The sequence below is a fragment of the Paracoccus sp. (in: a-proteobacteria) genome, assembly GCF_030536915.1.
Lineage (GTDB): Bacteria > Pseudomonadota > Alphaproteobacteria > Rhodobacterales > Rhodobacteraceae > Paracoccus.
This window is the reverse complement of the sequence record NZ_JAUNPC010000029.1, coordinates 6034-32303: the sequence shown is the minus strand read 5'-3', so window position 1 is coordinate 32303 and position 26270 is coordinate 6034. Positions and strand designations below refer to the sequence as shown.

The 26270-nt window shown below is 66.9% G+C and carries 29 protein-coding genes; all 29 read left to right on the top strand.

The genetic code is table 11. The features are described 5' to 3' along the window. A partial coding sequence (locus Q4F04_RS07275) for an ATP-binding cassette domain-containing protein (protein ID WP_303369171.1) occupies positions 1–1253 on the top strand: 1253 nt, incomplete at its 5' end. Positions 1254–1333: 80 nt separating this feature from the next. Then, positions 1334–2101: an SDR family NAD(P)-dependent oxidoreductase gene (locus tag Q4F04_RS07270; RefSeq protein WP_303369170.1), complete on the top strand. Its 768-nt coding sequence runs from the start codon at positions 1334–1336 to the stop codon at positions 2099–2101. Positions 2102–2212: 111 nt separating this feature from the next. Beyond that, on the top strand, positions 2213–2578 hold the full coding sequence (locus Q4F04_RS07265; RefSeq protein ID WP_182792965.1) for an NADH-quinone oxidoreductase subunit A: 366 nt from the start codon (positions 2213–2215) through the stop codon (positions 2576–2578). A 125-nt stretch (positions 2579–2703) separates the two neighbouring features. After that, positions 2704–3246, top strand: coding sequence for an NADH-quinone oxidoreductase subunit B family protein (locus tag Q4F04_RS07260; RefSeq protein ID WP_303369172.1), 543 nt, complete (start codon positions 2704–2706; stop codon positions 3244–3246). 3 nt (positions 3247–3249) lie between these two features. Further along, complete coding sequence (locus Q4F04_RS07255) at positions 3250–3897, top strand: NADH-quinone oxidoreductase subunit C (protein ID WP_303369169.1); 648 nt, start codon at positions 3250–3252, stop codon at positions 3895–3897. Positions 3898–3996: 99 nt separating this feature from the next. Then, positions 3997–5235, top strand: coding sequence for an NADH-quinone oxidoreductase subunit D (locus Q4F04_RS07250; RefSeq protein WP_303369168.1), 1239 nt, complete (start codon positions 3997–3999; stop codon positions 5233–5235). A gap of 43 nt (positions 5236–5278) precedes the next feature. After that, positions 5279–6148 carry an NADH-quinone oxidoreductase subunit NuoE gene (gene nuoE / locus Q4F04_RS07245; RefSeq protein ID WP_303369167.1) on the top strand — a complete coding sequence of 290 codons (870 nt, stop codon included), beginning with the start codon at positions 5279–5281 and terminating at the stop codon, positions 6146–6148. Positions 6149–6171: 23 nt separating this feature from the next. Continuing rightward, positions 6172–6654 carry a hypothetical protein gene (locus Q4F04_RS07240; RefSeq protein WP_303369166.1) on the top strand — a complete coding sequence of 161 codons (483 nt, stop codon included), beginning with the start codon at positions 6172–6174 and terminating at the stop codon, positions 6652–6654. Next, positions 6651–6881: a DUF5337 domain-containing protein gene (locus tag Q4F04_RS07235; protein WP_303369165.1), complete on the top strand. Its 231-nt coding sequence runs from the start codon at positions 6651–6653 to the stop codon at positions 6879–6881. Before Q4F04_RS07240 ends, Q4F04_RS07235 begins: the two co-directional genes overlap by 4 nt. A gap of 13 nt (positions 6882–6894) precedes the next feature. Beyond that, positions 6895–8190 (top strand): NADH-quinone oxidoreductase subunit NuoF, encoded by a 1296-nt coding sequence (nuoF, locus tag Q4F04_RS07230; RefSeq protein ID WP_303369164.1) that lies wholly within the window; start codon positions 6895–6897, stop codon positions 8188–8190. A 3-nt stretch (positions 8191–8193) separates the two neighbouring features. Beyond that, positions 8194–8652 (top strand): TM2 domain-containing protein, encoded by a 459-nt coding sequence (locus Q4F04_RS07225; protein ID WP_303369163.1) that lies wholly within the window; start codon positions 8194–8196, stop codon positions 8650–8652. 101 nt (positions 8653–8753) lie between these two features. Beyond that, positions 8754–9170, top strand: a complete 417-nt coding sequence (locus tag Q4F04_RS07220; RefSeq protein WP_303369162.1) for a DUF5333 domain-containing protein — start codon at positions 8754–8756, stop codon at positions 9168–9170. Between the two features lie 8 nt (positions 9171–9178). Beyond that, positions 9179–9439: a hypothetical protein gene (locus Q4F04_RS07215; protein WP_303369161.1), complete on the top strand. Its 261-nt coding sequence runs from the start codon at positions 9179–9181 to the stop codon at positions 9437–9439. 21 nt (positions 9440–9460) lie between these two features. Continuing rightward, positions 9461–11491 (top strand): NADH-quinone oxidoreductase subunit NuoG, encoded by a 2031-nt coding sequence (nuoG, locus tag Q4F04_RS07210; protein ID WP_303369160.1) that lies wholly within the window; start codon positions 9461–9463, stop codon positions 11489–11491. Further along, the gene (locus Q4F04_RS07205; protein ID WP_303369159.1) at positions 11492–12262 is read left to right on the top strand and encodes a hypothetical protein; all 771 of its coding nucleotides are present in this window, start codon (positions 11492–11494) and stop codon (positions 12260–12262) included. Positions 12263–12280: 18 nt separating this feature from the next. Next, positions 12281–13345: an NADH-quinone oxidoreductase subunit NuoH gene (gene nuoH / locus Q4F04_RS07200; protein WP_303369158.1), complete on the top strand. Its 1065-nt coding sequence runs from the start codon at positions 12281–12283 to the stop codon at positions 13343–13345. A 3-nt stretch (positions 13346–13348) separates the two neighbouring features. After that, entirely contained in the window at positions 13349–13546 is a 198-nt protein-coding gene (locus Q4F04_RS07195; RefSeq protein WP_182792953.1) for a hypothetical protein, read from the top strand. Then, the gene (gene nuoI / locus Q4F04_RS07190) at positions 13546–14037 is read left to right on the top strand and encodes an NADH-quinone oxidoreductase subunit NuoI (RefSeq protein ID WP_303369157.1); all 492 of its coding nucleotides are present in this window, start codon (positions 13546–13548) and stop codon (positions 14035–14037) included. Before Q4F04_RS07195 ends, nuoI begins: the two co-directional genes overlap by 1 nt. Beyond that, positions 14034–14441 carry a carboxymuconolactone decarboxylase family protein gene (locus tag Q4F04_RS07185; RefSeq protein WP_303369156.1) on the top strand — a complete coding sequence of 136 codons (408 nt, stop codon included), beginning with the start codon at positions 14034–14036 and terminating at the stop codon, positions 14439–14441. The genes nuoI and Q4F04_RS07185 overlap by 4 nt, the downstream gene beginning before the upstream one ends. Then, the gene (locus tag Q4F04_RS07180; RefSeq protein WP_303369155.1) at positions 14438–15043 is read left to right on the top strand and encodes an NADH-quinone oxidoreductase subunit J; all 606 of its coding nucleotides are present in this window, start codon (positions 14438–14440) and stop codon (positions 15041–15043) included. Before Q4F04_RS07185 ends, Q4F04_RS07180 begins: the two co-directional genes overlap by 4 nt. A gap of 137 nt (positions 15044–15180) precedes the next feature. Continuing rightward, positions 15181–15486, top strand: a complete 306-nt coding sequence (gene nuoK, locus Q4F04_RS07175) for an NADH-quinone oxidoreductase subunit NuoK (RefSeq protein ID WP_303369154.1) — start codon at positions 15181–15183, stop codon at positions 15484–15486. A gap of 9 nt (positions 15487–15495) precedes the next feature. Then, the gene (gene nuoL / locus Q4F04_RS07170) at positions 15496–17751 is read left to right on the top strand and encodes an NADH-quinone oxidoreductase subunit L (protein WP_303369153.1); all 2256 of its coding nucleotides are present in this window, start codon (positions 15496–15498) and stop codon (positions 17749–17751) included. Position 17752: 1 nt separating this feature from the next. Further along, positions 17753–19315 carry an NADH-quinone oxidoreductase subunit M gene (locus tag Q4F04_RS07165; RefSeq protein WP_303369152.1) on the top strand — a complete coding sequence of 521 codons (1563 nt, stop codon included), beginning with the start codon at positions 17753–17755 and terminating at the stop codon, positions 19313–19315. 12 nt (positions 19316–19327) lie between these two features. Further along, entirely contained in the window at positions 19328–20821 is a 1494-nt protein-coding gene (nuoN, locus tag Q4F04_RS07160) for an NADH-quinone oxidoreductase subunit NuoN (protein ID WP_303369151.1), read from the top strand. Further along, positions 20814–21593, top strand: coding sequence for a biotin--[acetyl-CoA-carboxylase] ligase (locus tag Q4F04_RS07155; protein ID WP_303369150.1), 780 nt, complete (start codon positions 20814–20816; stop codon positions 21591–21593). Before nuoN ends, Q4F04_RS07155 begins: the two co-directional genes overlap by 8 nt. Beyond that, positions 21593–22372, top strand: a complete 780-nt coding sequence (locus Q4F04_RS07150) for a type III pantothenate kinase (protein ID WP_303369149.1) — start codon at positions 21593–21595, stop codon at positions 22370–22372. The genes Q4F04_RS07155 and Q4F04_RS07150 overlap by 1 nt, the downstream gene beginning before the upstream one ends. Then, complete coding sequence (locus tag Q4F04_RS07145) at positions 22365–24038, top strand: ribonuclease J (protein ID WP_303369148.1); 1674 nt, start codon at positions 22365–22367, stop codon at positions 24036–24038. The genes Q4F04_RS07150 and Q4F04_RS07145 overlap by 8 nt, the downstream gene beginning before the upstream one ends. A 139-nt stretch (positions 24039–24177) precedes the next feature. Next, complete coding sequence (locus tag Q4F04_RS07140; protein WP_303369147.1) at positions 24178–24873, top strand: tRNA (guanosine(46)-N(7))-methyltransferase TrmB; 696 nt, start codon at positions 24178–24180, stop codon at positions 24871–24873. Positions 24874–24943: 70 nt separating this feature from the next. After that, on the top strand, positions 24944–26270 hold a 1327-nt coding region (gene aroA / locus Q4F04_RS07135), incomplete at its 3' end, for a 3-phosphoshikimate 1-carboxyvinyltransferase (protein ID WP_303369146.1).

Below are 26270 nucleotides of genomic sequence, written 5' to 3'. Positions count from 1 at the left end.
TGGTCGAGCATGACGAGGACGCCATCCGCCATGCCGACTATGTCTTCGACATGGGGCCGGGGGCCGGGGTGCATGGCGGCGAGGTCGTGGCCAAGGGCACGCCCGCCGAGATCGAGGCGAACCCCGACAGCCTGACCGGGCAGTATCTGTCGGGCGAGCGCGAGATCGGGATTCCGGCCGAGCGCCGCAAGGGCAACGGCAAGGCCGTGACCGTGGAAGGCGCAACGGGCAACAACCTCAAGGACGTGACGGTCGATTTCCCGCTGGGGCGCTTCGTCTGCATCACCGGGGTGTCTGGCGGCGGCAAGTCCACGCTGACGGTCGAGACGCTGTTCAAGACGGCCTCGATGCGGCTGAACGGCGCGCGGCAGACGCCCGCGCCCGCCCGCGCGGTCAAGGGGCTGGAGCATCTGGATAAGGTCATCGACATCGACCAGCGGCCCATCGGGCGCACTCCCCGGTCGAACCCCGCGACCTATACCGGCGCCTACACGCACATCCGCGACTGGTTCGCCCGCCTGCCCGAATCCAAGGCGCGCGGCTACGGCCCCGGCCGCTTTTCGTTCAACGTCAAGGGCGGCCGCTGCGAGGCCTGCCAGGGTGACGGCGTCATCAAGATCGAGATGCACTTCCTGCCCGACGTCTACGTCACCTGCGAGACCTGCAAGGGCAAGCGCTACAACCGCGAAACGCTGGAGGTCGAGTTCAAGGGCAAGTCCATCGCCGACGTGCTGGACATGACCATCGAGGACGCGCAGGAATTCTTCAAGGCGGTGCCCTCGATCCGGTCCAAGATGGACGCACTGGTCCAGGTGGGCCTCGGCTACGTCAAGGTCGGCCAGCAGGCCACGACGCTGTCGGGCGGCGAGGCGCAGCGGGTGAAGCTGGCAAAGGAACTGTCCCGAGCTTCAACCGGCAAGACGCTGTATATCCTTGATGAACCCACCACCGGCCTGCATTTCGACGACACTCGAAAGCTGCTGGAGGTGCTGCAGCGGCTGGTCGATCAGGGCAACACGGTGGTGGTGATCGAGCACAACCTCGACGTCATCAAGACTGCCGACTGGATCATCGACATCGGTCCCGAGGGCGGCGACGGCGGCGGGCGGATCGTGGCGCAAGGCACGCCCGAGGAGGTGGCGCAGGTCGCGCAAAGCTACACCGGCCACTACCTGGCGCCGATGCTGGAAGTGGCGGCGCGACGGCGCGCGGCCGCGCCCAAAGCCAGGCGCGCAAGGGTGTCTGCGGCCTGATGCCGCGGTGACGAGGGCGGGGGCAACCCTTCGGCTGCCGGTTCGTTCCCCTTGCGGGCGAACTGGCGAAGGAGGCTCTCATGTCCGACATCACATTCGACTTCTCGGGCCGCGTGGCGATCGTCACCGGCGCGGGCTCCGGGATCGGCAAGGCGATTGCCGTTGAACTGGCTGCGTCCGGCGCAGGTGTTGTTGTGGGCGACCTGAAGCAGGAGGTGGCCGACAAGGTGGCCGCCGAAATCGAGCAGGCGGGCGGCAAGGCTGTCGGCGTGTCCGGCGACGTGGCGGACCCGGCCAATGCCGAGGCGCTGGTGAAGGCCGCCGGAAGCCTGCCCGGAACGCTGGCGATGGCGGTGAACAACGCAGGCATCGGCGGGCCTCATGCGGATGCTGGGGACTATCCGCTGGACGACTGGAACAGGGTCATCGGCATCAACCTGAATGGCGTCCTCTACGGAATGCGGGCGCAGCTTGCGGCGATGGCCGGGGCGGGGACGAGGGGCAGCATCGTCAACATGGCCTCGATCCTCGGCAGCGTGGGGTTCGCCGGCTCCAGCGCCTATGTCGCGGCCAAGCACGGCGTCGTCGGCATGACGAAAAGCGCCGCCTGGGAATACGGACCACGCGGCATCCGCGTGAACGCGGTGGGGCCGGGCTTCATCCTGACGCCGCTGGTCGAATCCAGCATGGATGACGCGGCGCTGCAGGGACTGGCCGGGCGCCACGCCTTCGGCCGCCTCGGCACGCCCGAGGAGGTCTCGGCCCTGACGCTGTTCCTGCTGTCGGACCGGGCCAGTTTCATCACCGGCAGCTATCATCTCGTGGACGGCGGCTACACCGCCACCTGAGGGTGCCGCGAAAGCCGCGGGTTCCATTGACCCTTGGGGCGGGCAGGGCTAAATGAGGCTCAGCCAACCCACGCGGGCAAAAGCGCCCGCGTCGTCAGGGGAGCCCGCCTCTTGGACTATCTCGTATCCGAATACCTGCCCGTGCTGGTTTTCCTGGGCATGGCCTCGGCGCTGGCGATCATCCTCGTGCTCGCAGCCGCCATCATCGCCGTCCGCAACCCGGACCCCGAAAAGACCAGCGCCTATGAATGCGGCTTCAACGCTTTCGACGATGCGCGGATGAAGTTCGACGTCCGCTTCTACCTCGTCTCGATCCTGTTCATCATCTTCGACCTGGAGGTGGCCTTCCTGTTCCCCTGGGCGGTCAGCTTCGCCACGCTTTCGGACGTGGCCTTCTGGTCGATGATGGTCTTCCTGGCCGTCCTGACGATCGGCTTTGCCTATGAATGGCGGAAAGGGGCGCTGGAATGGGCGTGATGGACGAAACGCGCGGCGACGCGGGCGCGGCCGGGCAGACCGGCGCGAATCCCGGATCGCTGATCGGCACCGGCACGGGGCCGGCGCATCACGGGGCGCATCCCACCCATGCCAAGTCGGGCCTGATCTTTCCCGGCGGCGTCCAGACCGGCCCGAACACGGCCGGTCCCGACCGCGACGTGGCGACGCAGGCCCTGAACCGCGAATTGCAGGACAAGGGCTTCCTGCTGACCACGACGCAGGACATCATCGCCTGGGCGCGGAACGGCTCGCTTCACTGGATGACCTTCGGCCTGGCCTGCTGTGCCATCGAGATGATGCAGGTCTCGATGCCGCGCTATGACCTCGAACGCTTCGGCACCGCGCCGCGGGCATCCCCGCGCCAGTCGGACCTGATGATCGTGGCGGGCACGCTGACCAACAAGATGGCGCCGGCGCTGCGGAAGGTTTATGACCAGATGCCCGAGCCGCGCTATGTGATCTCGATGGGCTCCTGCGCGAATGGCGGCGGCTATTACCATTACAGCTATTCCGTCGTGCGCGGCTGCGACCGGATCGTGCCGGTGGACATCTACGTTCCCGGCTGCCCGCCCACGGCCGAGGCGCTGCTGTATGGCATCCTGCAGTTGCAGCGGAAGATCCGCCGCACCGCGACGCTGGTGAGGTAAGCGATGGCCGTCTATCCCGACCCCCAGGCGCTGGCCGAGCTGGGCGAGACCATCGCCGCCCGCCGCCCCAACGACGTGCTGGACCACGAGGTCGCGTTCGGCGAACTGAACCTGACCATCCACGCGAGTTCCATCGTCGGGCTGGTGCAGGCGCTGCGCGACGACCCGGCCTGCCGCTTCGGCACGCTGGTGGACATCACCGCCGTGGATTACCCGCAGCGCCCGGCGCGCTTCGACGTGGTGTGGCAATTCCTGTCGATGTACACCAACCAGCGCATCCGCCTGAAGGCCGCGATCCGCGAGGACGAGCTGGTGCCCTCGATCACCAGCGTCACCCCCGCCGCCGACTGGTTCGAGCGCGAGGTCTTCGACATGTTCGGCATCCTGTTCTCGGGGCACCCGGACCTGCGCCGCATCCTGACCGACTACGGCTTCAAGGGCTATCCGCTGCGCAAGGATTTCCCGACGACCGGCTATGTCGAGGTGCGTTACGACGACATCGAGAAGCGCGTCGTCTACGAGCCTGTCAGCCTGCCGCAGGAATACCGCAAGTTCGACTTCCTGTCCCCGTGGGAGGGCGCGAATTACGTCCTGCCGGGCGACGAGAAGGCCCCCGCCACCACCGGCGTGACGGCGGACGGCAAGAAGTGATGCGCGGGCGCCGGGACCATCGTCCCGGCGGACCGGCAGGGAAATTCGCCGGGCGGCTGGCCGACAGCCCCGCTCGCGTCGCAGCAAGAGGGTAGGCCGATGGACGGCGACATCCGCAGCAACACCTATGACGACGGCAGCTTCGATGTGCTGACCGGCGAACAGCGCATCCGCAACTTCAACATCAACTTCGGGCCGCAGCACCCGGCGGCGCACGGCGTCCTGCGCATGGTGATCGAGCTTGACGGCGAGATCGTCGAGCGTTGCGACCCCCATATCGGCCTGCTGCACCGCGGCACCGAGAAGCTGATGGAAGACCGGACCTACTTGCAGAACCTGCCCTATCTGGACCGGCTCGATTACACCTCGCCCATGTGCCAGGAACATGCCTGGTGCCTGGCGATCGAAAGGCTGACGGGCGTGGAAATCCCCCGCCGCGCCAGCCTGATCCGCGTTCTCTATTCCGAGATTACCCGCATCCTGAACCACCTGCTGAACGTCACGACCGGCGCGATGGACGTGGGCGCCCTGACCCCGCCGCTCTGGGGGTTCGAGGAACGCGAGAAGCTGATGATCTTCTACGAGCGGGCCAGTGGCGCGCGGCTGCACTCGGCCTATTTCCGGCCCGGCGGAGTCCATCAGGACCTGCCGCCGAAGCTGCTGGACGACATCGACGACTGGGCCGTGCAGTTCCCGTCCAAGGTCAACGACCTCGACACGCTGATCACCGAAAACCGCATCTTCAAGCAGCGCACCGTGGATATCGGCATTGCCACCGAGCAGGACGTGGTGGATCGCGGCTGGTCGGGGATCATGGCCCGCGGCTCGGGACTTGCCTGGGACCTGCGCCGCTCGCAGCCCTACGAATGCTATGACGAGTTCGACTTCGAGGTGCCGGTCGGCACCAATGGCGACTGCTATGACCGCTACCTGCTGCGGATGGAGGAAATGCGGCAATCGACCCGCATCATCCGGCAGGCCGTCGCCAAGCTGAAGGCCGAGCCTGCGGGCGACGTGCTGGCGCGCGGCAAGCTGACACCGCCCAAGCGCATCGACATGAAGCGCGACATGGAAAGCCTGATCCATCACTTCAAGCTGTATACCGAGGGCTTCAAGGTCCCGGCGGGCGAGGTTTATGCCGCCGTCGAGGCGCCCAAGGGCGAGTTCGGCGTCTATCTGGTCAGCGACGGCACCAACAAGCCCTACCGCGCCAAGCTGCGCGCGCCCGGCTTCCTGCATCTGCAGTCGATGGATTGGCTGGCGCGCGGCCACATGCTGTCCGACGTGACCGCGCTGATCGCCACCTCGGATGTCGTCTTCGGAGAGGTGGACCGTTGATCGCCCGTTCCGTCCTGTCCGCCTTGCCCGGAGTCTTCGCCTGATGCTGCGCCGCCTGTCCCCCGTCCAGCCCGCTACCTTCGAGTTCACGCCCGCGAACCTTGAATGGGCGCGGGCGCAGATGACGAAATACCCCGAAGGCCGCCAGCAATCCGCGGTGATCCCGCTGCTGTGGCGGGCGCAGGAACAGGAAGGCTGGGTGTCCCGCCCGGCCATCGAACATGTCGCCGACCTGTTGGGGTTGTCCTACATCCGCGTGCTGGAAGTCGCGACCTTCTACTTCATGTTCCAGCTTCAACCCGTTGGCCGGATTGCGAATATCCAGATCTGCGGCACCACTACCTGCATGATCTGCGGGGCCGACGACCTGATCCGCGTCTGCCGCGAGAAGATCGCGCCGACCCCGCATACCATTTCCGCCGACGGCAATTTCTCGTGGGAAGAGGTCGAGTGCCTCGGCGCCTGCACGAACGCGCCGATGGCGCAGATCGGCAAGGATTACTACGAGGACCTGACTGCCGAGAAGCTGTCCGAGCTGATCGACGCGCTGGCGGCGGGACAGGTGCCCGTGCCGGGGCCGCAGAACGGCCGCTTCTCCTCGGAACCGCTGGGCGGCCCGGTGGCACTGGCCTCGGCCGAGCGGGCCGAGAAGATGAACGCCTCGGCCACGCTGGCGGTGAAGCTGCGCGACACGGTCAAGCGGATCGACGGGACCGAAGCACCGATCCTGACGCCCTGGAAGCGGCCCGAGGAGGTCAGCGGCGACGCCGAGCATGATCCGACCCCCGGCGAGGGGCGCCCGGTCGACAAGACCGGCGTCACCGTGCAGGAAGCGCCGGGCACCTCGGCCGCCCGCCCGCCATCCAAGCGCGAGCCGGCCGGCCAGCCCGCCGACGCGAAGACCACTGATTGAGCTGACACCCACAGGGGGACCCGATGAGCACCTGCGCCCGCCAATGCTGGATCTTCGCCGCCCTCATGGGCGTGGTCGTGTTCGCCTTCGGGGCGGGCAGCGTCGGGACCGTTCCGGGGCTGTTTCTGGGGGTGGTGACGGCCGGCCTTCTGGGCGGGCTGCTGATCATCCTGTTCTGCCAAGGCGCCGACGACGTCGAGGAATGGGCGCGCCCGGTCGACAATGCCAAGGACCCCGATGTGCCCGGCGCCCGCTCGATCCGGCGCGACGGGGCGCCCGTGGCGCAGGTTCCGATCGCGCGGCCCCAGCGGCCCGAGGGGATGGATGGGGCGCCGCAGGGCGCTTCGGCCCAGGCAATGCAGGCCGTGACCTTCGGCACCGAGGGCTCGGGGCCGCAGGCCACGACCGACGCCAGCCGGCTGGCCCGCCGTGCAAAGGCCGCCGTTCTTGCGGAAGCGCCCGAAACGGCGCATTCCGGTGCTGTGGGGCAGGGTGAATCGACATGACGCCGGCGCGGCCCTCTGGCGATACCGCGCAGATGCGGCTGGCGGGCGGGGTCATTGCCGCGACCATGCTGCTGTGGCTTGCCGCCAACTGGGCGGGTCGGCGCTATGGCTGGCCTTCGGAATACGCCTTTCTCGCCGATCTGGCGGCGATCGGGGCACTGGTCTGGTCGCTGATGGTGACCTGGCGGATCTGGCGGCGGCGTGACGGCGCGCCGCGCGAACGATAGGACGACACACGCGATGCTGAGCGATCAGGACCGGATCTTCACCAACCTTTACGGGATGGGCGACCGCAGCCTCAGGGGCGCGCGGGCGCGGGGCCATTGGGACGGCACCGCCGGGATCATCGCCCGCGGCCGCGACGGGATCATCGACGAGATGAAGAAGTCCGGTCTGCGCGGGCGCGGCGGCGCGGGCTTCCCGACCGGCATGAAGTGGTCCTTCATGCCCAAGGAATCCGACGGGCGGCCATCCTACCTGGTCATCAACGGCGACGAATCCGAACCCGCGACCTGCAAGGACCGCGAGATCATGCGCCACGATCCGCATACGCTGATCGAGGGTGCGCTGATCGCGGGCTTCGCCATGGGCGCGCATGCGGCCTATATCTATATCCGCGGCGAGTTCGTCCGTGAGCGCGAGTCGCTGCAGGCCGCCATCGACGAATGCTATGACGCGGGCCTTCTGGGCCGGAACGCGGCGGGGTCGGGCTGGGACTTCGACCTGTTCCTGCACCATGGCGCCGGCGCCTATATCTGCGGCGAGGAAACCGCGCTGCTGGAAAGCCTGGAAGGCAAGAAGGGCATGCCCCGGATGAAGCCGCCCTTCCCGGCCGGCGCGGGGCTTTACGGCTGCCCCACCACGGTGAACAACGTGGAATCCATCGCCGTCGTCCCCACCATCCTGCGCCGCGGGGCCGAGTGGTTCGCGGGCTTCGGCCGCCCGAACAACGCGGGCGTCAAGCTGTTCGGCCTGACCGGGCACGTCAATATGCCCTGCGTGGTGGAAGAAGCCATGTCGATCCCGATGCGCGAGTTGATCGAGAAGCATGGGGGCGGCATCCGTGGCGGCTGGAAGAACCTCAAGGCGATCATCCCCGGCGGCGCATCCTGCCCCGTGATCCCCGCGCATCTGTGCGAGGACGCGATCATGGACTTCGACGGGATGCGCGAGCTGAAGTCGTCCTTCGGCACCGCCTGCATGATCGTGATGGACCAGTCCACCGACATCATCAAGGCGATCTGGCGGCTGTCCGCTTTCTTCAAGCATGAAAGCTGCGGGCAGTGCACGCCCTGCCGCGAGGGCACGGGCTGGATGATGCGGGTCATGGACCGGCTGGTGCGCGGCGAGGCCGAGGTCGAGGAAATCGACATGCTGCTGGACGTGACCAAGCAGGTCGAGGGCCATACGATCTGCGCCCTCGGCGATGCCGCGGCCTGGCCAATTCAAGGGCTTATCCGGCATTACCGCGAGGAAATCGAGGACCGCATCAAGGCCAAGCGCACCGGCCGGATGGGCGCGATGGCGGCGGAGTGAGGCGTGAAGGGTCAGATCCTCCATATCGACGCGCAGTCGGGCGACGGTGTGATCACCGGCGCCGACGGTCGCCGCTATGCCTTCGGCGAGGCTGACCTGCTGGGCAGCGGTCAGATCGCGCGCGCGGGCGTGCTGGTGGATTTCCAGCCGCAGGGCGATGCGGCGGTCGAGATCTATCCCGACCCCAATACCCCGGCCGCCTTTGCCTATGGCGACAAGAACAAGTTCATCGCCGGGCTGCTCGCGCTGTTCTTCGGCACATTTGGAATCCACAAGTTCTACCTCGGTTTCAACAAGGCCGGGCTGATCATGCTGGCCTGCACGCTGCTGGGCTGGGTGGTGTTCTTCCTGCCGACGATGATCGTGGGCGTGATCGCCTTCATCGAGGCGATCATCTACATGACCCGTTCGGACGAGCAGTTCCACGACACCTATGAAATCCGCCGGAAGGAGTGGTTCTGATGGCGGCCACGCGTCGGGATCACGCCTGCATGACCGCCTCGTGTGCGGCGGTTCGCGGGCTTCGTTCCTATGTTGCAGGCATCTGCAACAAGGGAAACGCCATGACCGGAAAGACAGTTGCCGCGCTGACCGCCGCGATGATGACGCTGGGGGCGCTGGCCACCCCCGCCGCCGCGCTGGAGCCGCTGAGCCAGGAACGCTACATCAACGACCGGCTGATCGCCGCGCGCATTGCCGACCGCATCCGCCGCGAATGCCCGACCCTAGGCGCGCGGATGATCTATGCCTACAGCCAGGCCCGCGCGCTGGAACGCTATGCGCTGGACAAGGGCTATTCGCGCGCGCAGGTGGACGCCTTTCTGGACAGCAAGGAAGACCGCAGGCGCATCTATGCCGTGGCCGAGGATTACATGGCCCGCAACGGCGTGAACAAGGGCGATCCCGAAAGCTACTGCCGCCTCGGCCGCCAGGAAATGGCGGGCGGGACCGTGACCGGCTCGCTGCTGGTGGCGAAATGAAGCAGGCGGTGCGCTGGATCGGGATCGGCATCACCGTGGCCGCCGCCGCGACGATGCTGCTGGCGGATGTGGCGCTTGCCGCATCCCCGGGTGCAGCCGTGCGGGCAGGGGGCTTGCAGGCGCCCATGCCGCATGACTTTTCCCTGACGCCGGGCCGGACGGCGGATGAACCCGTGGCTTATCGTCGCGCGGGCGAGCCGGTGACGACAATTGTCGACGCCGGGCCATGGACCGGGTATCAGCAGAAGACCTTTGTCCATCTGGACTGAGGCAAAGCGCAAGGCACGCAGATGAGCAATCTCCGCACCATCAAGATCGATGACCAGTTGATCGAGGTCGACCCGAACATGACCCTGCTGCAGGCCTGCGAGCAGGCCGGGATCGAGGTGCCGCGCTTCTGCTATCACGAACGCCTGTCGATCGCGGGCAACTGCCGGATGTGCCTGGTCGAGGTCGTGGGCGGCCCGCCCAAGCCCGCGGCCTCCTGCGCGATGCAGGTGCGCGACCTGCGCCCCGGACCCGAGGGCGCGCCGTCGGAAATCCGCACGAACTCGCCGATGGTCCGCAAGGCGCGCGAAGGGGTGATGGAGTTCCTGCTCATCAACCACCCGCTGGACTGCCCGATCTGCGACCAAGGCGGCGAATGCGACCTGCAGGACCAGGCGATGGCTTACGGCGTCGATTTCGGCCGCTACCGCGAGCCGAAGCGGGCGTCGGAGGATCTGGACCTCGGCCCGCTGGTCGAGACGCACATGACGCGCTGCATTTCCTGCACCCGCTGCGTGCGCTTCACGACCGAGGTCGCGGGGATCGAGCAGATGGGCCAGACCGGACGGGGCGAGGATGCCGAGATCACGTCCTATCTGGGGCTGACGCTGGATTCGAACCTGCAGGGCAATATCATCGACCTCTGCCCGGTGGGCGCGCTGGTCAACAAGCCCTATGCCTTCACCGCGCGGCCGTGGGAACTGCGCAAGACCGAATCCATCGACGTGATGGACGCTTTGGGGTCGTCGATCCGCATCGACACCAAGGGGCGCGAGGTCATGCGCATCCTGCCGCGCAACCATGACGGCGTGAACGAGGAATGGATCAGCGACAAGACCCGCTTCGTCTGGGACGGGCTGCGCCGCCAGCGGCTGGACAAGCCTTACCTGCGCGAGAACGGCCGGCTGCGTCCCGCAAGCTGGTCCGAGGCGCTTGAGGCCGCGGCCTCGGCGATGAAGGGCCGCAGGGTCGCCGGGCTGGTGGGCGATCTCGCCCCGGTCGAGGCCGTCTTCGCGCTGAAACAGCTTGTCGAGGGGTTGGGCGGCTCGGTCGAGTGCCGCACCGACGGGGCGCGGCTGCCGGCGGGCAACCGCGCAGGCTATGTCGGCACCGCCACGATCGAGGAGATCGACAGCTCCCGCCGCATCCTGCTGATCGGCACCAATCCGCGCGTCGAGGCTCCGGTCCTGAATGCCCGCATCCGCAAGGCCTGGACGCATGGGGCGCAGATCGCGCTGCTGGGCGAGGCCGCCGACCTGACCTATGACTACGCCCATCTGGGCACCGACCGGGACGCGCTGGCGGGTCTGCTGGACGAGGATCTGGCGAACACCGAGGGCACGCCCGGCATCGTCATCATCGGGCAGGGCGCGCTGCGCGAGGCGGACGGCGCGGCTGTCCTGGGCCACGCGATGCGGATCTGCGAGTTGGGGGACTGCAAGCTGCTGGTCCTGCACAGCGCCGCCGCCCGCGTGGGCGCGATGGACGTGGGGGCCGTGACCGAGGGCGGGCTGACCGCCGCCATCGAGGGGGCCGAGGTGATCTACAGCCTCGGCGCCGACGAGGTCGAGATCGCGCCGCGCGCCGAGGGCGGTCCCTTTGTCATCTACCAGGGCAGCCACGGCGACCGGGGTGCGCACCGCGCCGACCTGATCCTGCCCGCCGCCTGCTACACCGAGGAAAGCGGGCTGTTCGTCAACACCGAAGGGCGCCCGCAGCTTGCCATGCGCGCGAACTTCGCCCCCGGCGAGGCCAAGGAGAACTGGGCGATCCTGCGCGCCCTGTCGGCCGAACTGGGCCTGACCCAGCCGTGGAACAGCCTGGCCGAGCTTCGCCGCGCGCTGATCGAGACCGTGCCGCATCTGGCGCAGATCGACGAGGTGCCCGCCAATGCCTGGCAGCCGGCCGAACCCGGCCAGCTTGGCCGCGCGACTTTCCGCAACGCGGTGCGCGATTTCTACCTGACGAACCCGATCGCCCGGTCCTCGCCGCTGATGGCCGAGCTTTCAGCAATGGCAGCGGCACGCCGGGCACCGGCATTGGCAGCGGAGTAAATGATGCGGGCGCTCATCACGGGATTGATCGCGGCAGCCGGCATGGCCGGGCTGGCCGGCTGCGCAGCCAATACGGAAAGCCGGAACCTCGTTGCGCCGGGTTCCGCCGCAGAGGCCGGGGCCGAACGCGGCAAGGCTCAGCCCAGGCTCGGGCTGGCGCGGGTTTCGACCAAGTCGGGCGAGATCCTGATCCTCGAGCCTGACGGCTCGGTGACGCCCGTCGCTCTGGACAGCCCGGCAGGCCGCGACGCCTTCGAGGTCACGGAAGCCGATCTGGCCGCGCTGGAGGTCAACCTGGGTCTGGACCTGTCGGCGGCCGACATCGCGGGCTTCGATGTCGTGGCGCCCGAACGCCGCCGGATGCCGACCGCCCAGCAGAAGGCGCTGGAGGAATTTGCCGCCCGCACCCGCCCGGCGCTGCCCGACTTCCCTGACAGCTTCAAGGCGGAACCTGCGAATTTCATCGCCGTCCGGGTCGATCCCGTGCAGGGCGACCGCAAGAACGAGCTTGTCGAGGTGACGGCGAACCTCAAGGCCGGTGTGGACCCCGAGGTCGCTTTCGCTTATGCCACCTGCGCGCTGGCTGGCTGGGCCAAGACGAAGGGCAAGGACTACGGCCGGCATATCCGCACGCTGCAGAACCAGCGGAACGGCAAGCTGCTGACCGGCTCGGTCTTCACCCTGTCCGACAAGAAGCCCATGGGGCTGCGCGTGATGGAAACCGACCAGACCTTGCGGACCTGCAAGGACCGCGGCATTCCCGCCGCATGACGAGGGGGAAACGAACACATGGCTGAATTCTGGGCATCCCCCCTCGGGCACACGGTGATCCTGCTGGCGCAGGGTCTGGCGCTGATCGCCTTCGTGATGCTGTCGCTGGTCTGGCTGGTCTACGGCGACCGCAAGATCTGGGCCGCCGTCCAGTTGCGGCGCGGCCCGAACGTGGTCGGTCCCTGGGGTCTGTTCCAGACCTTCGCCGACGCGATCAAATACGTCCTCAAGGAAATCGTCGTCCCGTCGGGCGCGGACAAGTTCGTCTTCTTCCTTGCGCCCTTCCTGTCGATGATGCTGGCGCTGTTCGCCTTCGTGGCGATCCCCTTCGCGCCCGGCTGGGTGATGGCCGACCTCAACGTCGGCATCCTGTTCATCTTCGCCATCAGCTCGCTGCATGTCTATGGCGTCATCATGGGCGGCTGGGCCTCGAACTCGAAGTATCCCTTTCTCGCCTCGCTGCGTTCGGCGGCGCAGATGATCTCCTACGAGGTCAGCATGGGCCTCATCATCATCGGCGTCATCATTTCGGCCGGGTCGATGAACCTGTCGGCGATCGTCGAAAGCCAGCGGAGCGGCTGGGGGATGCTGAGCTGGTACTGGCTGCCGCATCTGCCGATGATGGTGCTGTTCTTCATCAGCGCCCTGGCTGAAACGAACCGTCCGCCCTTCGACCTGACCGAGGCGGAATCCGAACTCGTCGCGGGCCACATGGTCGAATATTCCTCGACCCCCTACCTGCTGTTCATGGCGGGCGAATACATCTCGATCTGGCTGATGTGCGCGCTGATGTCGCTGCTGTTCTTCGGCGGCTGGCTGTCGCCGATCCCCGGCCTGCCCGATGGCGCGCTGTGGATGTTCCTGAAGATGGTCTTCTGGTTCTTCATGATCGCCATGGTGAAGGCGATGGTGCCGCGCTATCGCTATGACCAGCTGATGCGGATCGGCTGGAAGGTGTTCCTGCCCCTGTCGCTGGGCTGGGTCGTCCTGATCGCCTTCCTTGCCCGCTTCCAGGTGTTCGACGGCTTCTGGGCGCGCTGGCACCATCTGGTGCCGATCGGCCAAACCGTTGTCGGAGGATAAGCCATGATCACGAATGAAATCGCGGTCGCCCTGCGCGACGCCACCGAAAACGACAAGGCCGAGTTCGCCCAGTTCCTGCTGGACGCCCTGGCGCCGCACGGGATCACGCCGGACGGCTCGGTCAAGCGCATCCTGGTGGGCGCGATGGACCGCTATGCCGCCCCCGAGGGCGGCGTGGAAGCAGTCGGAGAAACCCTGTAATGGCTGTCGATTTCGTCCGCGCGACCAAGTATTTTTTCATGTGGGACTTCATCAAGGGCTTCGGCCTTGCGATGAAATACTTCTTCGCGCCCAAGCCCACGATCAACTACCCGCATGAAAAAGGCCCGCTTTCGCCGCGCTTCCGGGGCGAGCATGCGCTGCGCCGCTATCCCAATGGCGAGGAACGCTGCATCGCCTGCAAGCTCTGCGAGGCGATCTGCCCGGCCCAGGCCATCACCATCGACGCCGAGCCGCGCGAGGATGGCTCGCGCCGCACCACGCGCTATGACATCGACATGACCAAGTGCATCTACTGCGGCTTCTGCCAGGAAGCCTGTCCGGTCGATGCCATCGTCGAGACGCCGAACTTCGAATTCGCCACGGAAACGCGCGAGGAACTGTTCTACGACAAGGCCCGGCTGCTCGCCAACGGCGAGCGGTGGGAAGCCGAAGTCGCCCGCAACCTTCAACTGGATGCGCCCTACAGATGAGCGACGGTTTCACCAAGCTGTTCCAGCAGATGCTGCAGTCCGGGCAGGAGATGGCGCAGGCCTTCAATCCCGCGCTGGAAAAATTCGACCCCCGCGCCTTTGAAAAGATGTTCCCCACCATGTCGGCCGACATGATGGAGATGTGGTTCGGCCGCACCTTCAACCGCGAGGGGCTGGACGCCAAGACCCGGCTGCTGCTGACCATCGGCGCGCTGACCGTGCAAGGCGCGATGGCCGAGCCGCAGTTGCGGCTTGCCGTGCGCCACGCCCGCGAATCCGGTGCCACCAAGCGCGAGATTGCCGAAACGATCTGGCAGATGAGCATGTTCGGCGGCCTGCCGGCGATGCAGAAGGCCCTGGAACTGGCGCAGTCCGTCTTTGCCGAGGAGGAGGACGCATCATGATGGCTTTCGCCTTCTACCTTTTCGCGATCTCGGTCTGCGTCGCGGGCTTCATGGTGGTGATCTCGCGCAACCCGGTCCATTCGGTGCTGTGGCTGATCCTCGCCTTCCTGTCCTCGGCGGGGCTGTTCGTGCTGCAGGGGGCCGAGTTCGTGGCGATGCTGCTGATCATCGTCTATGTGGGCGCGGTCGCGGTGCTGTTCCTCTTCGTGGTGATGATGCTCGACATCGACTTCGCCGCGCTGAAGGGGGAACTGGCGCGCTATCTGCCGCTCGCGCTGCTGATGGGGCTGGTGGTGCTGGCGCAGCTTGGCATCGCCTTCGGCGCCTGGGAAAGTGCGGGTGTGGCGGAAACGGCCCGTGTGGCACCCATCGTGGAAAACACGCTGAACACCCATGCGCTTGGCGGCATCCTTTACGATCGCTACCTGCTTCCCTTCCAGCTGGCCGGGCTGATCCTGCTGGTGGCCATGATCGGGGCCATCCTGCTGACCCTGCGCCACCGCCGCGACATCAAGCGCCAGGACGTGCTGCAGCAGATGTGGCGCGACCCGGCCAAGGCGATGCGGATGACCAATCCCAAGCCGGGGCAGGGGCTGCAATAAGGCGTCCGCCTGCATCCCCGATGCAGGCGGCCCATTTCGCGGCTCGCGTCTGTTCACTCGCGGCGGCGTGATCTAAACAGCGGCCAAGAGAGTCGCGCAAGAAGACCGGACCCACGAACCGGAAGGGACGAAGGCAGATGATCGGACTGACACATTATCTTGTCGTGGGGGCGATCCTGTTCGTCACCGGCGTGTTCGGCATCTTCGTGAACCGCAAGAACGTCATCGTCATCCTGATGTCGATCGAGCTGATCCTGCTGTCGGCGAACATCAACTTCATCGCCTTCTCGGCGCATCTGGGCGATCTCGCGGGGCAGGTCTTCACCATGTTCGTGCTGACGGTCGCCGCGGCCGAGGCGGCCATCGGCCTTGCCATCCTCGTGGTGTTCTTCCGCAACCGCGGCACCATCGAGGTCGAAGACGTCAACGTGATGAAGGGCTGAGGCGAGACAATGGAAAAGTTCATCCTTCTTGCCCCCCTGGTCGCGTCGGTCATCGCCGGCTTCGGCTGGCGGGTGATTTCGGAAAAGGGCGCGCAGGTCCTGACCACGGGCGTGCTGTTTCTGGCCGCCGCCTTCAGCTGGATCATCTTCCTCGGCTTCGACGGGCAGCCCTATTCGATCCACATGATGGACTGGATCGTCTCGGGCGATTTCGCCGCCACATGGACCATCCGCATCGACCGGCTGACCGCGATCATGCTGATCGTGGTGACGACCGTCTCGGCGCTCGTCCACCTTTATTCGATGGGCTACATGGCCCATGACGACAACTGGACCGAGGACGAGCCCTACCGGGCCCGTTTCTTCGCCTATCTGTCCTTCTTCACCTTCGCCATGCTGATGCTGGTGACGGCCGACAACCTGCTGCAGATGTTCTTCGGCTGGGAAGGCGTCGGCCTCGCGTCCTACCTGCTGATAGGCTTCTACTACAAGAAACCCAGCGCCAATGCCGCGGCGATGAAGGCCTTCATCGTCAACCGCGTGGGCGACTTCGGCTTCCTGCTGGGGATCTTCGGGCTGTGGTGGCTGACCGGCTCGGTCCGCTTCGACGAGATCTTCGCGCAGGTGCCGACCATCGCCACGACCGAGGTATCCTTCCTCTGGACCACCTGGAACGCCGCGAACCTGCTGGGCGTGCTGCTGTTCATCGGCGCGATGGGGAAATCGGCGCAGCTTGGCCTGCACACCTGGCTGCCCGACGCGATGGAGGGGCCGACGCCGGTGTCCGCCCTGATCCACGCCGCGACCATGGTGACGGCGGGGGTGTTCCTCGTCTGCCGGATGTCGCCGCTTTACGAATTCGCGCCCGAGGCCAAGCAGTTCATCGTCTTCATCGGCGCGGCCACGGCCTTCTTCGCGGCGACCGTGGGGCTGGTGCAGAACGACATCAAGCGCGTGATCGCCTATTCGACCTGCTCGCAGCTTGGCTACATGTTCGTGGCCGCAGGCGTCGGCGTCTATTCGGTGGCGATGTTCCACCTGCTCACCCACGCCTTCTTCAAGGCGATGCTGTTCCTTGGCGCGGGTTCCGTCATCCATGCGATGCACCATGAACAGGACATGCGGAACTATGGTGGGCTGCGGAAGAAGGTGCCCTATACCTTCTGGGCCATGCTGATCGGGACGCTGGCCATCACCGGCGTCGGCATCCCGCTGACCACCATAGGCTTTGCGGGCTTCCTGTCCAAGGACGCGGTGATCGAAAGCGCCTATGCCTCGGGCCAGGCCTATGCCTTCTGGCTGCTGGTCATCGCCGCCTGCTTCACCAGCTTCTATTCTTGGCGGCTGATGTTCCTCACCTTCTGGGGCGAGCCGCGCCCGCAGAAGGTCTGGGACCCCGCCATCAAGGAAGAAGAGGAAGTCCAGCCTTCCCCCGCGCATGGTCACGACGCGCATCATGACCACGATCCGATGCACGCGCATGAGCACGCCCATGAAAGCCCGCCCGTCATGCTGGTGCCGCTGGGCGTCCTGGCGGTCGGCGCGGTCTTCGCGGGGGTGGTCTGGTATGGCCCCTTCTTCGGCGACCATGACCGTGTATCGCAGTTCTTCCACATGCCGCATCACGCGGCAGGGGCCGAGCATGCCAGCGCCGATCCCGCCGATCACGTCGCGGCGCGGGGTGAGGCTGCGGCCCCGACGGCCCCGGCGGGCGAGGCGGTCGATCCTGCCGCCGCCGATCCGGCGACGGGTGCCACCAACCCCGAGGATGCCCCTGCCGATGCGGATGGCGAGACTGCCGTGGTCGCCGCCCCGGTCGGAGGCGCGATCTACATGCACCCCGACAACCACGTCATGGACGAGGCGCACCATTCGCCGGTCTGGGTGAAGGTCTCACCCTTTGTCGCCATGCTGATCGGCCTCGGGCTGGCTTACGCGATGTATATCCGCAACCCCGCCGCCCCCGCGCGGCTGGCCGCAACGCAGCGGCCGCTTTACCGCTTCCTGCTGAACAAGTGGTATTTCGACGAGCTGTATGACTGGGTCTTCGTCCGCCCCGCGCAATGGATCGGCCGCGCGCTGTGGAAGGGCGGCGACCAGCGCACTATTGACGGCACAATCAACGGCATCGCCATGGGCCTGATCCCGCGCCTGACCCGTTTCGCCGGTCGCGTCCAGTCCGGCTATCTCTTCCACTACGCCTTCGGGATGGTGCTGGGCCTCGTCGCCCTGCTGCTCTGGGTGACGGCGCGGAGCATGAACTGACATGACGACCTATCCGCTTCTTTCGATCATCACCTTCCTGCCGATCGTCGCGGGCCTGATCCTCGCGCTGTTCCTGCGCGGCAATGACGAGGCCGCGGGGCGCAATGCCCGGTGGCTGGCGCTGGTCGCCACCGTCGCGACCTTCGCGGTCTCCTGCGTGGTGCTGGCGGGCTTCGACCCGCAGAACACCGGCTTCCAGTTCGTCGAGGACCAGCCCTGGATCATGGGGCTGCGCTACAAGCTGGGCGTGGACGGCATCTCGATCCTCTTCGTGATGCTGACGACCTTCCTGATGCCGCTGGTGATCCTGTCCACCTGGGAGATGACGGACCGCGCCAAGGACTACATGATCGCCTTCCTGGTGCTGGAAGGGCTGATGATCGGCGTCTTCGTGGCGCTGGATCTGGTGCTGTTCTACCTGTTCTTCGAGGCCGGGCTGATCCCGATGTTCCTGATCATCGGGATCTGGGGCGGCAAGGATCGCATCTACGCGGCCTTCAAGTTCTTCCTTTATACCTTCCTCGGCTCGGTGCTGATGCTGGTCGCGATGATCGTGATGTACCGCGTCTCGGGCACCACCGACATCCCGACGCTGCTGGGCTTCGACTTCCCGTCGGAACCGATGCAGGTCATGGGCATCTCGGTCGCGACCGGGCTGCAGATGCTGCTGTTCCTGTGCTTCCTCGCCTCCTTTGCGGTGAAGCTGCCGATGTGGCCCGTCCACACTTGGCTGCCCGACGCCCACGTGCAGGCGCCGACGGCGGCCTCGGTCCTGCTGGCGGCGGTGCTGCTGAAGATGGGCGGCTACGGCTTCCTGCGCTTCAGCCTGCCGATGTTCCCCGAGGCTTCCAATGCGGCGCAGCCGTTCATCTTCTGGCTGTCGGCCATCGCCATCGTCTATACCTCGCTGGTCGCCCTGGCGCAGAGCGACATGAAGAAGCTGATCGCCTATTCCTCGGTCGCGCACATGGGCTATGTCACGCTGGGCACCTTCGCGGCGAACCAGCAGGGGGTCGATGGCGCGATCTTCCAGATGCTGTCGCACGGCTTCATCTCGGGCGCGCTGTTCCTTCTGGTCGGCGTGATCTACGACCGGATGCACACGCGCGAGATTGATGCCTATGGCGGGCTGGTGAACCGGATGCCGCTTTACGCGCTGATCTTCCTGTTCTTCACCATGGCCAACGTCGGCCTGCCCGGCACCTCGGGCTTCGTGGGCGAGTTCCTGACGCTGCTCGGCACCTTCCATGTCAACACCTGGGTGGCGCTCGTCGCGACCTCGGGCGTCATCTTCTCGGCGGGTTATGCGTTGTGGCTTTACCGCCGCGTCACGCTGGGTTCGCTGGTCAGGGAAAGCCTGCAAGGCATCAGCGACATGACCCCGCGCGAACGGTGGATCTTCGTGCCGCTGATCGCCATGACGATCCTGCTGGGCGTCTATCCGCGGGCCGTCACCGACATCACCGGCCCCTCCGTGGCCGCGCTGCTCAATGACTATCACGCCAGCCTGCCTGCCGCCGACGACGCGACGCAAGTCGCCGCCGCGCCCGTGGCCGGACACTAAGGGGCACCCGCCATGACGTCTCTCGACTTTAACACCCTCATGCCCGAGGCGGCGCTGGCCCTGTTCTCGCTGGTGGCGCTGATGTTCGGCGCGTTCTTCGGCAAGGACCGCGTGGCCGTCCCGGTGCTGTGGCTGTCGGTCATCGCCCTGCTGGTCGCCGCCTTCGCCATCGGCTGGGGCGGGCGCACGGACTCGCAGGCCTTCTTCGGGATGTTCATCGACGACGCCTTCGCGCGCTTCGCCAAGGTGCTGATGCTGCTGGGCGCCGCCGCCGTGCTGGCGATGAGCGCCTCGTACCTCGCCCGAAACGGGTTGATGCGTTTCGAGCTGCCGATCCTGGTGGTGCTGGCCGTCATCGGCATGATGGTCATGGTCTCTGCCGGCGACCTGCTGACGCTCTACATGGGGCTGGAACTTCAGTCGTTGGCGCTTTACGTCGTGGCCGCGCTGCGCCGCGAAAGCGTGAAGTCCTCCGAAGCCGGGCTGAAATATTTCGTCCTCGGCTCGCTCAGTTCGGGGATGCTGCTTTACGGCGCGGCGCTGGTTTACGGCTATTCGGGGACGACCAACCTTGCCGGCATCATGCAGGCGGTGGGTGGCGAGGATCTGTCGCTTGGCCTGCTCTTTGGCTTGGTGTTCCTGCTGGTGGCGCTGGCCTTCAAGGTCTCGGCGGTGCCCTTCCACATGTGGACGCCCGATGTCTATGAAGGCTCGCCCACGCCGGTGACGGCCTTCTTCGCGACCGCCCCCAAGGTCGCCGCGATGGCGATGATCGCGCGGCTGATGTGGGGCGCCTTCGGCAGCGTGCCCGCCGAATGGACGCAGGTGCTGGCCGTGATGGCGGTGCTGTCGATGTTCCTCGGCTCCATCGCCGGGATCGGGCAGCGCGACATCAAGCGGCTGATGGCCTATTCCTCGATCGCCCATGTGGGCTTCGCGCTGATCGGGCTGGCCGCGGGGACCGTCTATGGCGTCCAGACGATGCTGATCTACATGGCGATCTATGTCGTGATGAACGTCGGCACCTTTGCCTTCATCCTGTCGATGGAACGCGACGGCCGCCCCGTCACCGCGATCGACGACCTGAACCTGCTGGCGCGGTCCGAACCGCTGAAGGCGCTGGCCATGGCCGTGCTGCTGTTCAGCCTGACAGGCGTGCCGCCGATGCTGGGCTTCTTCGCCAAGTTCGGCGTGCTCAAGGCGGCGGTGGATGCAAATATGGGCTGGCTGGCGCTGCTGGGCGTCATCGCCTCGGTGATCGGCGCCTATTATTACCTGCGGATGGTTTATTACATCTACTTCGGCAGCCAGCGCGAGGTGCCGGTGGAAACCCGCATGGGCGGGGTCCAGTGGCTGGCGCTGATGGGGTCGGCGGCGGTCATGATCCTCGGTGCCTTCACCATGCTGGGCACCGAGGCTGCGGCCGAGCGCGCGGCGGCCTCGCTGGTGACGGTGAATATGGCGGTGGCCGATCCGGTCGCCGTCGCGACGGCCGCCGTTGACTGAGCCGCCCCGTCCGGCGGACTGGCCCGAGGGCGTGGCGCGCCACGTCCTTGCGCGGACCGAAAGCACCAATGCCGAGGCGCTGCGTCTTGCCCCTGGCCTCAGCGGTCCGGGCTGGATCATGACCCGGCAACAGACCGCAGGGCGGGGTCGCCGCGGGCGAAGCTGGTCGATGCCAAAGGGCAACTTCGCGGCGACGCTGGCGCTGCGGCCCCAAGGCTCTCCGGCTGATGTGTCGCTATACAGCTTCGTCGCGGCGCTTGCGCTGCACGAGGCGCTGGCGGCGGTCTGCGGCCCCTCGGCGCGGCTGGCGATCAAGTGGCCGAACGACGTTCTGCTGAACGGCGGCAAGGTCGCTGGCATCCTGCTGGAAAGCGCGGGGCAGGGTGGGACGGTCTCGGCGCTGGCCGTCGGAATCGGCGTCAACCTCGCCGCTGCACCGGAACCCGAGGCCATCGAGGCAGGCGCGGTTCGTCCGGTCTCGGTGCTGGGTGAAACCGGCCATGCCGTCAGCCCGGATGATTTCCTCGACCTGCTCGCGCCAGCCTTTGACCGCTGGCAGCGCCAGTTGACGACCTGGGGCTTCGCCCCGATCCGCACCGCATGGACCGCCCGCGCCGCCCGGCTGGGCGAAACCATGACCGCCCGAACCGGCACGACCGCCCGCACCGGCCGCTTCGAGGGCATCGACGAGACCGGCGCGCTGGTCATGACCACCGCCGCAGGGCGCGAGGTCATCCCCGCCGCCGACGTCTTCTTCCACGAGGATGCCTGATGCTTCTGTGCATCGACACCGGCAACACCAACACGCTGTTCTCGATCTGGGATGGCGAGCGGTTCATCAGCCATTGGCGCATCGCCACCGACCACCGCCGCACCGCCGACGAATATTTCGTCTGGCTGCGCTCGCTGATGTCGCTGAGCAGGCTGGAGGTCGAGGTCGACGCCTGCATCATCAGCTCGACCGTGCCCCGGGTGGTCTTCAACCTGCGCGTCCTCTGCAACCGTTATTTCGACACGAGGCCCCTGGTCGTGGGCAAGCCCGACTGCCTGCTGCCCGCGCCGCCGCGCGTCGATCCCGGCACCGTCGTCGGCCCCGACCGGATCGTGAACACCTGGGCGGCCTTCGATCGCTATGGCGCCGACCTCGTGGTGGTGGATTTCGGCACCGCCACGACCTTCGACGTGGTGGATACCGACGGCGCCTATGTGGGCGGCGTGATCTCTCCGGGCGTGAACCTGTCGCTTGAGGCGCTGCACATGGGCGCGGCCTCGCTGCCGCATGTCGATGTCACCAAGCCCCAGCAGGTCATCGGCACCAACACCGTGGAATGCATCCAGTCCGGCGTCTTCTGGGGCTATGCGGGCCTTGTGCGCGAGATTTGCGCCCGCATCGCCGTCGAGCGTGGCCGTCCGATGAAGATCATTGCAACCGGCGGGCTTGCCGCGCTGTTCGACCAGATCGAGGAGCTGTTCGACACCTGGGACGACGATCTGACCATGCACGGGCTTCGGCTCATCAACGACTACAACAAGGAGATGGGCAATGTCTGAGCGCCTGATCTATCTGCCGCTGGGCGGCGCGGGCGAAATCGGCATGAACGCCTATGTCTACGGCTACGGCCAGCCGGGACGGGAACGCCTGATCCTCGTGGACTTGGGCGTGACCTTCGGCGACATGGACAGCGCGCCGGGCATCGACCTGATCATGCCCGATGTCCGCTGGCTGGAAGACAACCGCGACCGGCTTGAGGCGATCTTCATCACCCACGGGCACGAGGATCACGTCGGCGCGCTCGGCCTCTTGTGGAACCGCCTGCGCGCGCCGGTCTATGCCCGCCGCTTTACCGGCACGCTCGCCCGCATGAAGATGGATGAGGCGGGCCAGCCCCTCGACAAGCTGCGCATCGTCGAACCGCGCCCCGAGGTGGTCGAGGCTGGTCCCTTCCGCGTCCAGTTCGTCCCCGTGAGCCACTCGATCCCCGAAAGCGCGGCCCTCATCATCGACACGCCCGCGGGCCGCATCGTCCATTCCGGCGACTTCAAGCTGGACGGCACCCCTGTTGTGGGCGAGGCCTTCGACCCCATCAAGTGGCACGAGATCGCGGGCGAAACCCCGATCACGGCGCTGATGTGCGATTCGACCAACGTCTTCAGCACCCACCCGGGCCGGTCCGAGGCCGTGCTGGCCAACCCGCTGCTCGACTGGGTCATGGCGCAGAAGCAGATGGTGGTGGCGACGACCTTCGCGTCGAACGTGGCGCGGCTGAAGACGCTGGCCAATGCCGGGATGGCTGCGGGCCGCCGGATCTGCCTGCTGGGCCGGGCGATGCGCAAGATGACGACGGCTGCGGTCGAGACGGGCATCCTGCGGGACTTCCCCGCCGTGATCGGCCCCGAGGAAGCCGCCGACCTGCCCCGCGACAAGGTGCTGCTGATCGTCACCGGCAGCCAGGGCGAACGCCGCGCCGCATCGATGCAGCTCTCGATGGGCAAGTATCTGGGCCTCCAGTTGAAAGAGGGCGACAGCTTCCTGTTCTCCAGCCGGACCATCCCCGGCAACGAGCGCCCCGTGGGCCGCATCCAGAACAACCTCAGCCGTCTGGGGGTAAACGTCTTCGATGCCGACTCGGGGCTTTACCACGTCTCGGGCCATGCCAACCGCCCGGATCTCGAGGCGGTGCATGATCTGCTCAAGCCCCGCATGGTGATCCCGATGCATGGCGAGCACATGCACCTGCGGGAACATGCGAAGCTCGCCCGCGCCAAGGGGCTGATCTCGGAAATCGTGACCAACGGGACGATGATCGACCTTGCGGGCGATGCGCCGCGCGTCGTGGACGATGTCGAGACCGGCCGCATCTATCTTGACGGGAATGTGCTGATCGGGGCGATGGACGGCGTGGTGCGCGACCGCATCCGCATGGCGCTGAACGGTCATGCGACGGTGTCGGTGATCGTGGACGAGAATGACGAGGTCCTGCCCGACGCCTGGGTGGAAACCATGGGCCTGCCCGCGCAGGGCCGCGCCGGCGTCCCGCTGGCCGACCGCATCGAAAGCGAGCTGGCCGATTATCTCGACCGCGTGGACGATGCGACGGTGATGAACGACAAGAAGCTGGACGAGGGCGTGCGCCGCATCACCCGCCAGGTCTCGATGGAGGAGATCGGAAAGAAGCCCGAGGTCAAGGTCATCATCAGCCGCCTCGCCGCCGACTGAGCGCAGGGCGCCGCAGCCGGGCGCCCTGACCTTCTTCTTCGGAAAAAATATCCTGGGGGCGCGCGCAGCGCGGCGGGGGCGGCGCCCCCGTCCGGCCTTGCCGCTTGACCTTCCGCCGCCGCCTTGGCATCGCCCGCGCATGAGCGACTTCGACCCCACCCCCACGCACCGCAACTTCTACGGCCGTCGCCACGGCAAGACCCTGCGACAGAGCCAGAAGGGCTACCTGTCCAAAGACCTCGGCCACCTGCGTCCGCGCGGGATCACGGTCGAGGAGAACCCCGGCCGCACTCCCATCGACCCCGCGGCGATCTTCGGCGACAACCGCCCGGTCTGGCTGGAAATCGGCTTCGGCGGCGGCGAGCATATGGTCGCCATGGCGGCCCGCTATCCGCAGATCGGCATCATCGGCTGCGAACCCTTCATCAACGGCGTCGCCATGCTGCTGGGCAAGATCCGCGCGGCGGGTGTCTCGAATCTCAGCGTCCATCCGGGCGACGCCCGCGACCTGATGGATGTGCTGCCCGACGGGTCCATCGCCAGGGCCTTCCTCAACTACCCTGACCCATGGCCCAAGGCCCGCCACCACCGCCGCCGCTTCGTCACGCCCGAGCACCTGATCCCCCTGCACCGCGTCATGGCGCCGGGCGCCGAGTTCCGGGTCGGGACCGACATCCCCGACTACATGCGCCAGACGCTGGAGGAAGTGCCAAAGGCGGGCTTCACCCTGATCCACGAGGGGCCGGGACCTTGGGACGACTGGCATTCCACCCGCTACGAGCAGAAGGCCCTGCGCGAGGGGCGGGTGCCGCATTACGCGACCTTCCGGCGCTGATATTTCCGGACGGATGATGGCAGGGCCGCGCGGCCCGCGCTAAGGTCGCGCCCGAATGAAGGAGAGCCCCATGTCGCACAGCGCCGAACCCCTGCCGATGTCCGCCCGCCGCTCGGGTCCGCTGCGTGGCGAGGCGCTGGTGCCCGGCGACAAGTCGGTCAGTCACCGGGCGCTGATCCTCGCCGCCCTGACCGTGGGCGAGACGCGGATCACCGGGCTTCTGGAAGGGCAGGACGTTCTGGATACCGCGACGGCGATGCAGGCCTTCGGCGCCGACGTGCAGCGGGTAGGCGAGGGCGAGTGGGTCGTCCACGGCGTCGGCACCGGCGGCTTTGCCGAGCCCGAGGGCGTGATCGACTGCGGCAACTCGGGCACCGGTGTTCGGCTCATCATGGGGGCGATGGCGACGACGCCCATCGCCGCGACCTTCACCGGCGACCCGAGCCTGTCGCGCCGTCCCATGCGGCGGATCACGGACCCGCTGGAACTGTTCGGGGCGCAGGTCACGGCGCGCGAAGGCGGGCTTCTGCCGCTGACGATCCGGGGAGCAACCGACCCGGTGCCGGTGATCTACCGCACCCCCGTCGCCAGCGCCCAGATCAAGTCGGCCGTGCTGCTGGCCGGCCTCAACGCGCCGGGGCAGACCGTGGTGATCGAGGCTGAACCGACCCGCGACCATACCGAGCGGATGCTGGCGGGTTTCGGCGCCACCGTCACGACCGAAGTGACCGAGGAAGGCCGGGTCATCACCCTCACCGGCCGCCCCGAACTGCGCCCCTGCACGGTCGCCGTGCCGCGTGACCCAAGCTCGGCCGCCTTCCCGGTCGCTGCGGCGCTGGTCGTGCCGGGATCGGAAATCCGCGTGCCCGGCGTCAGCCGCAACCCGACCCGCGATGGGCTTTACATCACGCTGGAGGAAATGGGCGCCGACCTCACCTGGGAAAACCAGCGCGAGGAAGGCGGAGAGCCGGTCGCCGACCTGATCGTGCGGCACGGTCCCCTGCACGGTGTCACCGTTCCCGCCGAGCGCGCCGCCAGCATGATCGACGAGTTCCCGATCCTGTCGGTCATTGCCGCCTTCACGGAAGGAACGACCGTGATGAATGGCGTGGCCGAGTTGCGCGTCAAGGAAAGCGATCGCATCGACGCCATGGCGCGGGGACTTGAGGCGAACGGCGCCCGCCTTGAGGAAACCCGCGACAGCCTGACTGTCCACGGCACCGGCGGCCTAGCCGGAGGGGCGACCTGCGCCACCCATCTGGACCACCGCATCGCCATGTCCTTCCTCGTCGCGGGGCTTGCCTCGGACCAGCCGATCGCCGTGGACGACGCAGGCCCGATCGCGACCAGCTTCCCGGATTTCCTGCCGCTGATGACGCGGTTGGGCGGGAAGATCG